The sequence below is a fragment of the Phenylobacterium sp. genome (assembly GCF_036723115.1).
In the GTDB taxonomy this organism is placed as follows: domain Bacteria; phylum Pseudomonadota; class Alphaproteobacteria; order Caulobacterales; family Caulobacteraceae; genus Phenylobacterium.
The window spans coordinates 17,419-31,336 of sequence record NZ_DAIMHV010000016.1 but is presented as its reverse complement, the minus strand read 5'-3'; the positions used below and the strand labels follow the sequence as shown (position 1 = coordinate 31,336).

At 66.0% G+C, this 13,918-nt stretch carries 12 protein-coding genes and 1 tRNA gene; 5 read left to right on the top strand and 8 right to left on the bottom strand.

Translation table 11 applies throughout. The features are described from left to right. The coding region (locus V7D28_RS03615; protein WP_333585993.1) for a septal ring lytic transglycosylase RlpA family protein at window positions 1–664 on the bottom strand (664 nt) is incomplete at its 3' end. Between the two features lie 126 nt (window positions 665–790). Between V7D28_RS03615 and V7D28_RS03610 the strand changes: the two genes are divergently transcribed. From V7D28_RS03610 to V7D28_RS03595, 4 genes are all read left to right on the top strand, one after another. After that, window positions 791–880, top strand: a tRNA-Ser gene (locus tag V7D28_RS03610). Window positions 881–1,200: 320 nt separating this feature from the next. After that, entirely contained in the window at window positions 1,201–2,592 is a 1,392-nt protein-coding gene (locus V7D28_RS03605) for a GmrSD restriction endonuclease domain-containing protein (RefSeq protein ID WP_333585992.1), read from the top strand. Between the two features lie 91 nt (window positions 2,593–2,683). After that, window positions 2,684–3,616 carry a hypothetical protein gene (locus V7D28_RS03600; RefSeq protein ID WP_333585991.1) on the top strand — a complete coding sequence of 311 codons (933 nt, stop codon included), beginning with the start codon at window positions 2,684–2,686 and terminating at the stop codon, window positions 3,614–3,616. A 294-nt stretch (window positions 3,617–3,910) separates the two neighbouring features. Next, entirely contained in the window at window positions 3,911–4,114 is a 204-nt protein-coding gene (locus V7D28_RS03595) for a hypothetical protein (protein ID WP_333585990.1), read from the top strand. Between the two features lie 6 nt (window positions 4,115–4,120). On the opposite strand, the gene V7D28_RS03590 is transcribed toward V7D28_RS03595, so the two are convergent. Together V7D28_RS03590 and V7D28_RS03585 are read right to left on the bottom strand one after the other, a co-directional pair. Beyond that, window positions 4,121–4,816 (bottom strand): response regulator transcription factor, encoded by a 696-nt coding sequence (locus V7D28_RS03590; protein ID WP_333585989.1) that lies wholly within the window; start codon window positions 4,814–4,816, stop codon window positions 4,121–4,123. Then, a complete protein-coding gene (locus V7D28_RS03585) occupies window positions 4,816–6,270 on the bottom strand; it encodes a sensor histidine kinase (protein ID WP_333585988.1) in 1,455 nt (484 codons plus the stop codon). The genes V7D28_RS03590 and V7D28_RS03585 overlap by 1 nt, the downstream gene beginning before the upstream one ends. A 304-nt stretch (window positions 6,271–6,574) precedes the next feature. Between V7D28_RS03585 and V7D28_RS03580 the strand changes: the two genes are divergently transcribed. Then, window positions 6,575–7,672 carry a 2OG-Fe(II) oxygenase gene (locus tag V7D28_RS03580; protein ID WP_333585987.1) on the top strand — a complete coding sequence of 366 codons (1,098 nt, stop codon included), beginning with the start codon at window positions 6,575–6,577 and terminating at the stop codon, window positions 7,670–7,672. Here the strand turns inward: V7D28_RS03580 and hflX are convergent. From hflX to V7D28_RS03555, 5 genes are all read right to left on the bottom strand, one after another. Continuing rightward, window positions 7,669–9,000 carry a GTPase HflX gene (gene hflX / locus V7D28_RS03575; protein ID WP_333585986.1) on the bottom strand — a complete coding sequence of 444 codons (1,332 nt, stop codon included), beginning with the start codon at window positions 8,998–9,000 and terminating at the stop codon, window positions 7,669–7,671. The genes V7D28_RS03580 and hflX overlap by 4 nt on opposite strands. Next, a complete protein-coding gene (gene hfq, locus V7D28_RS03570; RefSeq protein WP_333585985.1) occupies window positions 8,997–9,242 on the bottom strand; it encodes an RNA chaperone Hfq in 246 nt (81 codons plus the stop codon). The genes hflX and hfq overlap by 4 nt, the downstream gene beginning before the upstream one ends. 99 nt (window positions 9,243–9,341) lie before the next feature. Continuing rightward, entirely contained in the window at window positions 9,342–10,205 is an 864-nt protein-coding gene (locus V7D28_RS03565; protein WP_333585984.1) for a D-amino-acid transaminase, read from the bottom strand. Further along, window positions 10,206–11,597, bottom strand: a complete 1,392-nt coding sequence (ntrX, locus tag V7D28_RS03560) for a nitrogen assimilation response regulator NtrX (protein ID WP_333585983.1) — start codon at window positions 11,595–11,597, stop codon at window positions 10,206–10,208. Further along, complete coding sequence (locus V7D28_RS03555; protein WP_333585982.1) at window positions 11,587–13,830, bottom strand: sensor histidine kinase NtrY-like; 2,244 nt, start codon at window positions 13,828–13,830, stop codon at window positions 11,587–11,589. Before V7D28_RS03555 ends, ntrX begins: the two co-directional genes overlap by 11 nt. Between the last annotated feature and the right edge of the window lie 88 nt (window positions 13,831–13,918).

Sequence of the window (13,918 nt, the reverse complement as noted above, 5' to 3'; positions counted from 1 at the left end):
ACGGGGCCGCCGCCATCACCGGCGGCGGAGCGGGCGGCGCGGCGGGCGGCAGGGTGAGCGGCGGCGCGGGGCTGGGCGGCGGCGGCGGCGGGACGGGATCGGCCCGGGCCACCCTGACGCCCGCCCGGGCGTCGCCCAGAGGCGCAGGTCCCACATAACGCACCCGGACCTTGGCCAGACCCTTGTTCTCAAAGCCCAGTTCCCGGGCGGCCGCGCGGGACATGTCGATGATGCGGTCGCCGACGAAGGGACCGCGGTCATTGACCCGCACCACCACCTTTCGCCCGTTCTCCAGATTGGTGACCTCCACCAGGCTCGGCAGGGGCAAGGTGGTGTGGGCCGCCGTCATGGCGTTCATGTCGAAGACCTCGCCATTGGCGGTGGTCTTCATGTGGAACTGCTGGCCATACCAGGAGGCGACGCCTACCGCGTTATAGTTCGGTTGCTCCCGCGGCACATACCAGACGCCGCCCACCTGATAGGGCTTGCCGACCTTATAGGTCCCCCCCGCGCCTGCGGGCGCCTTGGCCGAGGGCGCGGCGGCCTGGGGCGTGCGATGGGAGAGCTTCGGCTTGGGCGTGGCGCAGGCCGACAGCGTCACCGCCGCCACGCCGAGCACCAGGGCCGTTCGGCAGAGCCTGGGGGAAACAGGGACGAGGGCCATGGGCTCAAACTCCCGCTGGGGCCGCCCCCACGGGGCGAACGACCTTGCCAGAGTGTGAACAGAGAGGCTTGACGCGCGGTTAAGCGGCTTCCCACAGGTCGGAACGCGCTCTATAGGCGGCGCTCTGGATGGGTGGCCGAGTGGTTTAAGGCAGCGGTCTTGAAAACCGCCGTGGGCTTACCCCCACCGTGGGTTCGAATCCCACCCCATCCGCCAAAAGCCATTGATCTCCCGCTGTTGTTTCGGCTCGCGCCCCTCGGACCCACTCTCGGCCCCATTTCAGGCGGCCGCCGTCGGCCGATAGGTTTCTTGCGTGGTGCTCTGATCTCAGCCGCAGATCATTGCGAAGACGTTGCCCGGCAACGCCGCTGTCGTCACCGCAAGCGCGCACTTCACGCCAGCGTTGTTCTCATAAAGCCTATATCGCGGGGTGCGCAGAGATCCCTGCGGGTCAGGGCAATTATCGCCGCTTGGGGCGACCACGGGTTGCGCCCCGTCCAAGCTTAGCTACGCTTCCCTTAGATGCGGGGGTGGTCATGCAGGCGATACAGAAGCGGCATACGGTCGAAGAACTAATCGAGCTTCGTAAGAACAGCATGCTGGGGGTTAACCCTGAGTATCAGCGCGGCGCGGTTTGGAGCCGCACCCAGCAGCGTAAGCTCATAGATTCCATGATGCGCGGGTATCCTCTGCCGATCATTTACCTGCACCACATCAAGAAGGGCGTCGGGGATTACGCACGGGATGACTTTGAGATAATTGACGGACAACAACGCATAAATGCAATCTACGAGTATTCTGAAGGTGCGTTTTCGCTGTTCGATCCCGTGGTGGACGAAGCCGTCGCGCGATTCCCCGCCTTCGTCAAAGATCAGCCTTGTCCGTGGGGAGGCAAGACATTCGACGCTCTCTCTTCCGACCTAAAAGAACGATTTAAAACCACCGAGATCGCCTTAGCGATGATCGAAACTGATCAAGTGAACGAGGTGCGCGATCTATTCGTCAGGTTGCAGAGTGGCCTTCCGCTGAACCATCAGGAAACAAGGGACGCGTGGCCGGGAAATTTCACCGAGTTCGTCCTGAAGCTTGGCGGGAAGCCCGAAGTCGCGCGCTATCCCGGCCATAGCTTCTTCACTCAAGTTCTTGGGATGCGCCCATCAACGGATCGGGGCAAGACGCGGCAGTTAGCTGCCCAGCTCACAATGTTATTCTTGACCCGCAAATCCAAAGGCGCAGACGCCTTCTGCGATATCAACGCTGACGCGATAAACACCTTCTATTATGACCACCTGGATTTCGATCAGGCGTCGCCGAGCACCCAACGGCTTCACGATGTTCTATCGAAAATAGAGAAGATGCTTGTGGGCGGCAAACGCCCTAAGCTCCGTGGACACGACGCCATCCACGCCGCGCTACTAGTCGATGCGCTGTGGGACGACTACCCACCAAACTGGGCAGATCGTTTTCCAGAAGCGCTCGACAAGTTCCTGGAGGGTCTTGCCAAGGGCAAAGCCGCAAACGATGCCGGGGTCGCTCATGAATTTTGGACCCACTATGGTCAGTGGACTCGTGTCAATTCCGACCGAGGAGAAAACATCAGCAGGCGTCACCGGTTCTACGTCGAGAAGATGTTCGAGTATTTGCAGCCCCTCTCTCCAAAGGATCCGATCCGCCTATTCGGCGAGGTCGAGAGAACCATACTATTCTACGCACAAGGTAAGCGTTGCGCCGAATGCGATGGAGCTGTGGATTGGAACGACTGTGAAGTTCACCACGTAGTCGAGCATTCCGCCGGTGGCATGACAACCCTCGACAACGGCGCGCTTGTTCACAAGGCTTGTCACCCCAAAGGGGCTGCGGCGACGGCCGCGTTCGCAAAGAAGTTCGCCCAGAAGAAAAGCGTCTCAGCCGAAACCGTCAATCTCTAGCGAGGCGCCTGTGTAGCTAGGAACGAAGCGTCCAAACGGCTTGGTGCGTATCTAGCCAGTCTTCAGGGGTCGGATTATGCGGAAGAACGGGTTGCGGATCGACGCGAACTACACTGAGGACGTCGTGGGCTTTGCCTTAGAGTCCTTCTTGACTCTGCTCGGATTTCCACGTCAGCGATTTACAATTGAACCCTTCTCGCGCGCGAAGGAGCGATGGCTGGGTGCGGATGCGCGGTTGCATAGCGCCATACGGGGGTTTCGCCCGTTTTATATGCAGTTCAAACGACCCGCTGCTTACCCGGACATTAGCACTTCGAAAATCATCCGCGATCGCCGCAAGGCAGGCCTGAACATCGCGCCCCGCGCACTCTATTTTCCACTGCGCCAGAAACAGAAAAGTCATCGGGATTTTCAGCACAATGTGCTGTTTCGCCTGCGCGAGAAACTGCTTCACCGTGATCTGGGGGATGCCGCCTATGTGTGTCCTTTATTCCTTGACCGTTCGGCCTATCGATTGAGCGTACACTGGTCGGGCTTAACACGCTGGCCGCGCTTCTGGCGCCATCATCCGTGGGAATGGGAAGATTTCCTGTTGGAGGACGGCGGGCGCACTGCACGCTTTGAGCGTATTCCGGTGTTGGCCGAGCATATGACGGTGCCTCCGCACACATGCATCACATCGGCGGCTCACAGCTACAGCTTCACGGAGCAGGGAACGGAACTCTGTTTCCACTCGCCGCAGGCTTTGCCGGAGGGATCGATGAGCCTTGCCGTCTTTCTCGGAAAGCTCGTGACCGGCTTCCTTCGTGGTGAAAAACTCTCTCCTGACCAATCAGACGAGGCTCTCACCGAGTTGATCAGTGCAGTTTATGGCGAGAGTGGGGAAGACACGCCGCGTTACCTACTGGAAGGTGACGCCCCGCTTGGCCACTGGTTTGCCTGGGGCGACCATCTACGCGCCCACTATGCCATCGAACAATATGCCTTGATCAGGTGGGAAGAAGGTTTGCCCGAACTCTTTTAAACGATTGGGCATAGCCGGGGCGTGGCTGCATAACTACGGAGATCAGAGGTCGATGCAGTAAGATTCTCTGTCGAACAACCGAAATAGCCGCCGTTAGCCACAAAAATGCTGCCGACATCCGCCGATAGCCGCACAGCACGGAGTATCTGTATAATCATCAGAGGGCTATGACGATTTCATAGTGCTCGTCTTCGTCGGGCGCTGCCCGCCACGCGCCGCGCCCCGCGCCTCCGGTTCGCCGCAACCCGACGTCCCTGCATCGCGTTGGCTTTTTCAGACAATGGAGGAGCCACGATGAGCGAGACTCAGAAGAACATTGCGGAAAAGGCGGCGGCCCAGAAGGCCGAGGCCGGACGCGACGGCCAGGGCCAGCCAGACGCCGGCCGCACCGCTCATGAGGGCATGAACCCTCAGCCCAACACCGGGATCGCGCCCTCCGGCGCCCTCGACGCCGAAGGCCACAAGCCCGTGGTCGAGCGCAGCCGCAAGGCGCGCTGATCGCCTTCAGAGGTCGTCGTCGGTGGCCAGTCGGTAGCCGACGCCGGGCTCTGTGAGGACGATGCGCGGGGCGCCCGGGTCCTCTTCCAGCTTCTGTCGAAGTTGCGCCACCAGCACACGGACGAACTGAGCGTCCACGCTGGCATGCGGTCCCCAGACGGCGGCGATGATCTGCTTGTGGGTGACCACCCGACCGGCATGGCGGGCCAGGACACGCGTCAGATCGTATTCCCGCGGGGTGAGGCGCACCTCCTCTCCCATGATGAAGGCCCGCCGGGTCGCGAAATTGACCTCCAGCTCGCCGCTCTGAAACCGCGCCTGGCCGGCCAAGCGACGGTCGCGGCCGCGCTGGGCGGCGCGCATTCGGGCCAGCAGTTCACCCACGCCGAAAGGCTTGTTCACGAAATCATCGGCCCCCAGGTCCAGGGCCGCGATCTTCTCATCCTCGAGATTGCGGGCGGACAGCACGACGATGGGCGTTTCCGTCCATTCCCGCATCCGCTCGATCACCTCCTTGCCATCCAGATCCGGCAGGCCGAGGTCAAGGATCACAATGTCGAAGGCGTCGGCGGCCAGATGGCTCATGGCCGCCTCCCCGCTCTCGGCGGTGGTCACCACATAGCCTGCCGCCGAGAGGGCCGGCTTCAGAGCGCGGAGAATCTGGGGCTCGTCGTCAACGAGCAGCACCTGGGCGCCGTCCATCAGGCCGCGGCCCCGGGCAAGCACACACTCAACACCAGACCACCTCCCTTGCGATTGCGCGCCACAGCCGTACCGCCCATGGCCTCCAAAAGCCCCCGGACGATGGAGAGACCCAGGCCCGCACCGCCCTGCCGGTCCTCCTCGCCGCCGGAGCGATAGAACTTCTCGAAAATCCGCTCGAGGTCGGCCTCGGGCACGCCGGGCCCCTGATCGGCCACCTCGACCATCAGCCCGCGGGCGACCGGCCTGGCCGACACCCGGATCGGCGCGCCGTCCGGACTGAATTTCAGAGCGTTTTCCAGAATATTTCCCATGGCTTGTTCGAAGAGAATGACATCACCTTGCGCCACCAGCATGTCGCCCTCGATCTGAAGGCTGAGCGCTCCACCGCCAGGCCGCCGGCCATAGGCCTCCACCAGCCGCCCCAGGCTTTCGCGCAGTTCGAAGGCGGCGGGGGCCAGGGTCAGGGCGCCAGCCTCCAGGCGCGTCATGTTCAGCAGGTTTCCGACAAACCGGTTGAGGCGCTCAGCCTCCTCTTCGATCGTGTCGAGCAGATCGTCCCGCACCTCGGGGTCAAAGGCGCCGCCAAAGGCCTTCAGACTGGTGGCCGAGGCGAGAATGGAGGCCAGCGGCGTCCGCAGGTCGTGGGATATGGACGACAGCAGGGCGTTGCGCAGAGACTCCGTCCGCGCCCTGGCCTGCATCTCCGCCCAGCCGCGGCTGAGCTGTGCGCGGGCGACGGCCGAGGCTCCCATGTCCAGAAGGACGTCCAACCGCCGGGGCTGATCCGGCGGAGAATCCTGCCTTGGCCCGCTGGCCCAGGCCGCGACGCCCAAGGGCCGTCCCTCCGCCCATAGCCCTCGGACGCGCCAGGGTCCGTGAAGCCGTTCCTCGCCTGGCGCCGGTGGCGGGAGGTCTTCGAGTGCGTCAGATAAGCCCCCCTCAGGGTGGCGCGCCAATAGATCGCCTGAGGAGACCATGGCTGGCGCGCCGGCGGCCTCGCTCAGCGCCACCGCAAGGCGTTGCAGGATCGCGCCCTCGTCTTCCAGGGCGGCCAGGTCGCGGCTGGTTTCGAACAGGAGCGTGGTGGTGCGAGCCTGGGCCTCCACCTGCACCCCCGCGTCCCGGAGACGGCCGGCGAGGCTGCCGGTCATCATCGCCACGGTGAAGAACACCACCAGGATGACGATGTCCTCTGACTCGATCCCGAAGGTGAACCGCGGCTCCACCAGATAGAAGTTATAGCTGACGAAGCCGAGGGCCGAGGCGAGATAGGCCGCCCAGGCCCCGGCGGCCACCGCCACCACCAGCACGCCGGCCAGGAAGATCATCGACACCCGGACATAGCCCAGGGCTTCGGCCAGGATGAGGGCGATGAGATTGGCGCTGAGCACCGCGCCGACCGCCCAAAGCACGCCCCAGAGGCGTGGGTGGCGCCCGGCCCAGTCAGTCATGGCTTGCGGCATCAAATGTCCTGCGGCGGCCCAGAGACGCCGAGGGCCCGCTCCCGCCGTCGACAAGTCAGACTCGCGGCGGCTGAAGCGGGCCAGACCGGTAGCGGCCGGTCGAGCCCAGGCTGATGCGCGGACGCAGATGGGTCAATTATGCCTCCATTATGCCGCTTGCTTATACGGTTCTTATAGTTGGCGCCGGGGGCGGATGGGGGTTTTTGAGCCGTAACGACCGGCCCGCCTGACATGAAGCAGCGCCCGAGAGCGCCCGCGGCCCGGCCCTGCCCTTCTGCTGGAGGCTCGATCCATGCTTCGCCCCGGCCAGCCGGCTCCCTGGTTCACCACCGGATCGCCCATCAATCCCGAATTCGCCTTCGGCAGTCTCGGCGGCCAGTACATCCTGCTCGCTTTCCTGCCGCAGGACGCCGCCGGACATGATGAGGCCGTGGGCCTGATCCGCCGCCATCGGGCCCTGTTCAACGACTCCAAAGTCTTCGCTTTCGGCGTCCTGCGCGATCTAGACCGGATCGCCGGGGCGCAGAACGAGCCTGGCCTGCGCTGGTTCTTCGACCCGTCCGGCGAGGTTTCGCGAAAGTACTACGCCCTTCATGAGAGCGGCGAGGCTCACCCCCACTGGGTGCTGATCGACCCGTCCTTACGGATCCTCGCCGTCGGCGGCATGGACGAAAGCGAGCGGATCATGAAGCTCGTGGCCAGCCTGCCCGATCCCGACGACCATGCGGGCACGCCCTTGCATGCGCCGGTCCTGATCGTGCCCCGGATCTTCGAGCCCGAGCTCTGCGCCCGTCTGATCGCCTTCTACGAATATCAGGGGGGCAAGCCCTCGGGCGTCATGCGCGAGGTGGGCGGCAAGACCGTGCCGGTGATGGACTCCACCAAGCGCCGCTTTGACGCGATGATCGAGGATGGGGAGTTCAAGGCCCTGCTTCGACAGCGCCTTCAGCACCGCCTGCTGCCGGAGATCACCAAGGCCTTTCAGTTCCAGCCCACGCGGGTGGAACGCTACATGGTGGCCCGCTACGACGCCGACGGGGGCGGCTTCTTCAAGCCCCACCGGGACAACACCACAGGCGGCACGGCGCACCGCAAGTTCGCCTGCTCGATCAATCTGAACACCGCCGGCCATGAGGGCGGCGACCTTCGCTTTCCTGAGTTCGGCTCCAAGACCTACCGCCCGCCCACCGGCGGGGCCGTGGTCTTCTCCTGCTCGCTGCTGCACGAGGCGACGCCTGTGACGGCTGGCCGGCGCTATTGCTTCCTGCCCTTCCTCTATGACGAGGCCGGTCAGCAGCTGCGTGAGGACCATGCCCGCCGGATGGCGGCGCTGGAGGCGAACGGCGCCGAGGCCGGCCCCCCGCCGACGCGTGAGCGGCAGGAGGCCTAAGCGTCCGGCGAGGACGCCGCGGGATCCAGGGCGCCTGGGAAAAGCTGCTCAAACTGGCCATGGGCCTTGGGCGAGAGGCGGACAGACAGCCGGACCGCACCGGCCTCGTCGGTCTCCCGCTCGATCACCCGTCCGTTCCTGTAGAGCCAGGCCAGCGCCGCCCCGTCCTGGGCGCCCAGTCTCGCCTCCACCGGCGGCGCCTCGTCCACCAGGCTCGCGATGGTGGCCAGCAGGGGCTCCAGACCGATCCCCGCCGCCGCCGACACCAGATGGGCCGGGGGATGCATCCGACGGGCGTCGCCCTCCAGGAGCGGCAGGTCGTCGGCGGGTACGAGATCGACCTTGTTCCAGACCTCGATCACCCGGCGCTCTTCCAGGTCGACGCCCAGGCGGTCGAGGACCTCGCGCACGTCGGCGGCCTCGGCGTCGCTCTCGGGGCTGGCGATGTCGCGCACATGCAGGATCACATCGGCCTCGCGCACTTCTTCCAGGGTGGCGCGGAACGCCTCCACCAGTTCGTGCGGCAGGTCGGAGATGAAGCCCACCGTATCCGACAGAATGGCCGGCCGCCCGTCAGGCAGGTCGAGCATCCGCAGGGTCGGGTCCAGGGTGGCGAACAGCATGTCTTCGGCCACCACGTCAGAGGCCGTCAGACGATTGAACAGGGTCGACTTGCCCGCATTGGTGTAGCCCACCAGGGCGACCACGGGATAGGGACGCCGCTTGCGGGCCGAGCGCTGCAGGGTGCGGGTTCGCCGAACCTCCACCAGGTCCTTCTTCAGGCGGCCGATCTTCTCGGCCAGCAGCCGGCGGTCGGTCTCGATCTGGGTTTCCCCCGGCCCGCCCATGACGCCGAAACCGCCGCGCTGCCGCTCCAGGTGGGTCCAAGTGCGCACCAGGCGTGAGCGCTCATAGGAGAGACGCGCCAGTTCCACCTGGAGCCGCCCTTCCCGCGTCCGGGCCCGGCGGGCGAAGATTTCCAGGATCAGGCCGGTGCGGTCGATGACCTTCACCTTCCAGGCCTTCTCCAGGTTGCGCTGCTGGACCGGAGTGAGGGCGTCATCGACGACGCAGACATCGGCCTCCAGTTCCTCGCAAAGCGCCCCGATCTCCGCCACCTTGCCCTTGCCGAACAGGGTTGCAGGCGTGCGCTTGCGCAGCGGCGCCACAAGACCGTCGCGGATTTCCAGGTCGAGCGCCCGGGCGAGGCCAGCGGCCTCCTCCAGACGCGCCTGGGGGGAACGGGACCCGTCACGGTGCTCGTGATCGGGGTGGATGATCAGCGCGCCCTGAACCGGCGCTTCACGATCTATCGGTTGTGAACTCAATCGTTGTCGTCTTCCGCCGGCTCGTACAGCTGAACGGGCTGGGCCGGCATGATGGTGGAGATGGCGTGCTTGTAGACCAGCTGAGACTGGCCATCGCGACGCAGAAGCACGCAGAAATTATCGAACCAGCTGACCACGCCCTGCAGCTTCACGCCGTTCACCAGGAAGATGGTCAGAGGGGTCTTGGCTTTGCGGACGCTGTTGAGAAACGTGTCCTGCAGGTTCTGTTTTTTGTCGCTCATGGCTTTGCGCCTTCTTCTCCGCCTTCAGGGGCCACGCGCCCCCACACACACGTTCAAGCTAGTCCAAGGCCATCGGCCTGCGCAATGGCGCGACGGTCCTCAGATCGCCGTCGCCCGCGCCCGCTCGATATAGAGGCTCCGCAGCCGCTTCGCCACCGGACCGGCCTCGCCGGTCCCCACAAGCGCGCCGTCAATCCGCGTGACCGGCAGCACCAGGGAGCCTGCTCCGGTGATGAAGGCCTCCTGGGCCTCCTTCGCCTCCTGGGGGGTGAAGGCGCGCTCCTCCACGGTCAGCCCCGCCTGGGCGATCACGTCCAGCAGGGTCAGGCGCGTGACGCCACGAAGGATGTTGGCCCGGGTATCGCGGGTCCGCAGCACGCCGTTCCGGTCCACGATCCAGGCGTTGGAGGACGCGCCCTCGGTGACAAGCCCGTCGGGATCCACGAACCAGGCCTCGGCCGCCCCCTGCTCCCGCGCAGCCTGACGGGCCAGGACGTTGGGCAACAGCCCCACCGTCTTGATGTCGCAGCGCCCCCAGCGGTTCTCCGGCTGGGTGATCACCGAGACGCCCAGGGCCGCCTTGGCCTCCGTGGCGGCCCGGTCCACGGGCTTGGCCGTGATCACCACGGCCGGGGCCGTCGCCTCGGCGGGAAAGGCATGGTCGCGCGGCGCCACGCCCCGGCTGATCTGCAGATAGATCAGCCCCTCATTGATCCGGTTGCGTCGCAGCACCTCCTTGAGGACCGTCGTCAGCGCCTGCCGGCTCATCGGGGTCGGGATGCGAAGCTCTCCCAGGCTGCGCTGAAGCCGGGCGAAATGGCCCTCGGCGTCGGCCAGACGGCCGCCGAACACCGCCCACACCTCATAGACGGCGTCGGCCAGCTGATAGCCGCGGTCCTCAATATGGACCGCCGCCTGGGCCAGGGGGACGTAGCGGCCGTTCACATAGGCGGTACGCGGCACCTATTCGACTCCTTCTTCCAGGGGGCGAGCCCCCGACAGGCCCAGGGACTTCAGCTTGCGGTGAAGCGCCGATCGCTCCATGCCGATAAAGGCCGCCGTGCGCGAGATATTGCCGGAGAAGCGCATCATCTGGGCGCTGAGATACTCCCGCTCGAAGGTCTCGCGCGCCTCGCGCAGCGGCAGGGCGATGATCTTGTCGGCGCCCAGCATCCCGCCGCTGTCGCCAGGCGGCGCGTCGGAGGGGACCATCTCGGCGGTGATGGGCTCAGAGGCGTCTCCCGAGGAGAGGATCAGCATCCGCTCCACCACATTGCGCAGCTGGCGGAGGTTTCCAGGCCAGGGGCGCACCTGCAGGGCGGCGATGGCGTCATCGGCCAGGACACGCCGGGGCATGCCGCTGGCTTCGCAGATGCGCTCGATGAAATTCTCCACCAGCTCCGGAATGTCTTCCCGCCGTTCGGCGACGCCGGGCACCGCCACGGGCACCACATTGAGGCGATGGAAGAGGTCCTCGCGGAAACGTCCCTCGGCGATTTCATCGCGCAGGTTGCGTGAAGTGGAAGAGATCACCCGCACATCCACCTGCACGTCAGTGTCCCCGTTCACCCGCCGGAAGCGCTGATCCACCAGCACCCGCAGGATGCGGCTCTGGGTTTCCCGAGGCATGTCGGCCACCTCGTCCAGATAGAGGGTGCCGCCATGGGCCCGTTCGAAGACGCCGATCTTCTCCGGCCGGGCCCCCTGCCCCTCCACGCCGAACAGTTCGACGTCCATGCGCTCAGGGGTCATGCCCGCCGCGCTGATGGCCACGAATTCGGCCTTGGCCCTGGGGCTGCCGCTATGGATCAGGCGGGCCACCGTCTCCTTGCCCGACCCTGGCGGCCCCGCGATCAGGACCCGGCTGTTGGCGGCGGCCAGCTTGGCGATCATCTGGCGCAGGTGCTGGGCCGCGACAGAGGCGCCGATCAGACCCTCAGGCATGATCGCCTGGGTGCGCAGGCGGCGGTTCTCCCGCCGCAGATTGGCGGCCTCCAGCGCCCGTTCCACCACAAGCAGGAGCCGGTCGGACTTGAACGGCTTCTCCAGGAAGTCATAGGCCCCGCGCTTGATGGCGCTGACGGCGGTCTCGATATTGCCGTGCCCTGAAATCATGATCACCGGCAGGTCCGGGTCCATGGACTTGATCAGGTCCAGCAGCTCCAGCCCGTCCATGCCGCCGCCCTGCATCCAGATATCCAGGATCAGCAGGGCCGGACGCCGGGCTCGGATCGCCGCCAGGGCGGATTCGGAGTCTGAGGCGGTGCGCACCTCATACCCCTCGTCGTCGAGGATCCCGGCCACCAGGTCACGGATGTCGGCCTCGTCATCGACCACCAGGACGTCAGCCGCCATGGGTCTCTCCTTCGGTGATGAGTTCGTGGACGGGCGGCGGGCGCAGGCCCCCGCCCCTGTGGGGGAGTTGCAGCAGGACCCGCGCGCCGCCGCCCTGGCGGGCGTCGGTGAGCACCAACTCGCCGCCATGGTCCTCGAGGATCCGCTTGACGATGGCCAGGCCCAGGCCCGTGCCCTTCTCGCGGGTGGTGACATAGGGCTCGGTGAGCCGGTCCCGATCCTTCTCGGGAAGACCCACGCCGTTGTCCTCGATCTCGATCACAATGAGATCGGCCTCCGAGCGGACCGCCACGCCGATCCGGCCCTCGGGCTCCGGCCGGGTCTCAAGACGGGCGTGAACCGCCTCGGCGGCGTTCTTCAGTATGTTGGTGAGCGCCTGGGCCAGCATCCGGCCATCAGCGCGGGTCCAGGTTTCCGTCAGGGGCTCGGCCAGCTCGAAACTGATGTCGGGATTGGCTACGCGCTGGGCGAACACCTGCGCCCGGACCAGTTCGGCCAGGTCCTGTGGCGCGAAGCGTGGGGTAGGCATGCGCGCGAAGGCTGAGAACTCGTCGACCATGCGGCCGATATCGCCCACCTGGCGCACAATGGTGTCGGTGCAGCGGTCGAAGGTCTCCAGATCGGCCGGGGGCACGTCCTTGCGGAACTTGCGCCGGATCCGTTCGGCAGACAGCTGAATGGGCGTCAGCGGATTCTTGATCTCATGGGCGATGCGACGGGCGACATCACGCCAGGCGGCGTTGCGCTGGGCGGTCACCAGCCGGGTGATGTCGTCAAAGGTCAGGACAAGACCGCCCTCGCTCCGACTGGCTCGGACCCGCAGGCGGTGCGTCTCCCGGTCTCGCTGGATGTCCACCTCGTCCTCGGCCTCGCCGCTGGCCGCAGCTTCGGCGGCCACCGCGGCCAACTCCGGCGCCACATCGGCCAGGGCCGCGCGCTCCCAAGGGACCTCCGCAAGGGCCAGCAAACGGGCCGCCGTGCGGTTCAGGGCCGAGATGCGCCCCTCGCCGTCCAGGCCGATGACCCCGGCGCTGACCTCCGAGAGCACGGTCTCGATAAACTCCCGCCGCTGCTCGGCCTCGGCGCCGGCCCGACGCAGAGCCTCCTGCTGGGCCTGAAGATCATGAGTCATGCTGTTGAAAGCGCGGGAGAGAACGGCGATCTCTTCCGGGTCGTGCTCGGCGTCCACCCGAACGTCCAGTTCGCCGCCCGCCACCCGCCCGGCCGCCTGCACCAGCCGGGCCACGGGTCCGGAAATGGCGTTGGCCGCCGACATGCCCAGCCAAACGGCGCCGACCAGCACCAGCAGGGCGGTTTCCACATAGCTGAGCGCGAAGATGGCCTGGATGCGGGCGCGGCTGCGCGCGGCCTCCCGGTAGGAGATCAGCGAGCCCTCGGCCTCCATCAGGTGATTGATGATCCCCCGCTCCACGGGACGGGCCACATAGAGATAGGCCTCCTCGTAGCCGCTGAGGCGATAAAGGGCCCGCATGAGGTCGGAGGAATCGAAGGCCGGGACCGAAATGTCCCCCTCGTCGGCGGCCTGGAAGCTGGACTCCGGCGGCAGGCGGAACGGCGGTGCGTCCACGGCCTCGCTGCGGGCGAGGACCCGGCCCTGCCGGTCGATCAGATAGGCGGCGGGAAAATCGTGATAGGCGGCCTGATAGCCCAGGAAGTGGGAGAAGGTGACAGGCGTGGCGGCCAGGGCGGGGGCGGCCCGGTTCAGGTCCACCGCCATCAGGTTCACGTGCTCGCCGATGTAGCGTGTCTGGTCGTCCACATAGGAGCGCGCCACGGTGGCCGAATTCTCCACCACGGTCTGGACCCGTTCGCTGAACCAGTTCTCCACCCCCCGGTTGACGAGCACCCCGTAGAACAGGGCCACCACCACGGCCGGCGCCACGGCGGCCAGGGCGAACAGGGTGACGAAACGCAAATGGAGCCTCGCCCCGGCGTCCACCGAACGAGCGTCCAGCAGGGCGAGCAGCCGAAGCCCGACAATCGCCGCCAGACTGAGGATCAGCACCAGATTCAGGCTGAGGACCGTGAGGATCACGGTGGAAGCGGGCTGGATGGCGCCGCTCTCCGGCGGCGAGGCCGCCAGCAGAATGGCCACCGCCGTCAGAAGGGCCGCCACCAGGAAACCGCCACCGAGGACGTAGCGGGACTGCAACGCCCGCCAGAGTCTGGCGCGCGCTTCGGCGACTCCCGCTGAACTGGTCCAGGAAGACATTGGCGGCAACCCTAGGCTCAACTGTGTTCAGAACTCAACACAGATGTTGCCAGATTACGTCAGGTTGATGGGCGCTCGCCGCTCGCCT

Bases quoted from the DNA above. Each gene is read 5' to 3' on its own strand.
- V7D28_RS03555 (WP_333585982.1), bottom strand. From the start codon at position 13,830: ATGTCTTCCTGGACCAGTTCAGCGGGAGTCGCCGAAGCGCGCGCCAGA.
- V7D28_RS03585 (WP_333585988.1), bottom strand. From the start codon at position 6,270: ATGACTGACTGGGCCGGGCGCCACCCACGCCTCTGGGGCGTGCTTTGG.
- hfq (WP_333585985.1), bottom strand. From the start codon at position 9,242: ATGAGCGACAAAAAACAGAACCTGCAGGACACGTTTCTCAACAGCGTC.
- ntrX (WP_333585983.1), bottom strand. From the start codon at position 11,597: ATGGCGGCTGACGTCCTGGTGGTCGATGACGAGGCCGACATCCGTGAC.
- V7D28_RS03580 (WP_333585987.1), top strand. From the start codon at position 6,575: ATGCTTCGCCCCGGCCAGCCGGCTCCCTGGTTCACCACCGGATCGCCC.
- V7D28_RS03595 (WP_333585990.1), top strand. From the start codon at position 3,911: ATGAGCGAGACTCAGAAGAACATTGCGGAAAAGGCGGCGGCCCAGAAG.
- V7D28_RS03590 (WP_333585989.1), bottom strand. From the start codon at position 4,816: ATGGACGGCGCCCAGGTGCTGCTCGTTGACGACGAGCCCCAGATTCTC.
- V7D28_RS03605 (WP_333585992.1), top strand. From the start codon at position 1,201: ATGCAGGCGATACAGAAGCGGCATACGGTCGAAGAACTAATCGAGCTT.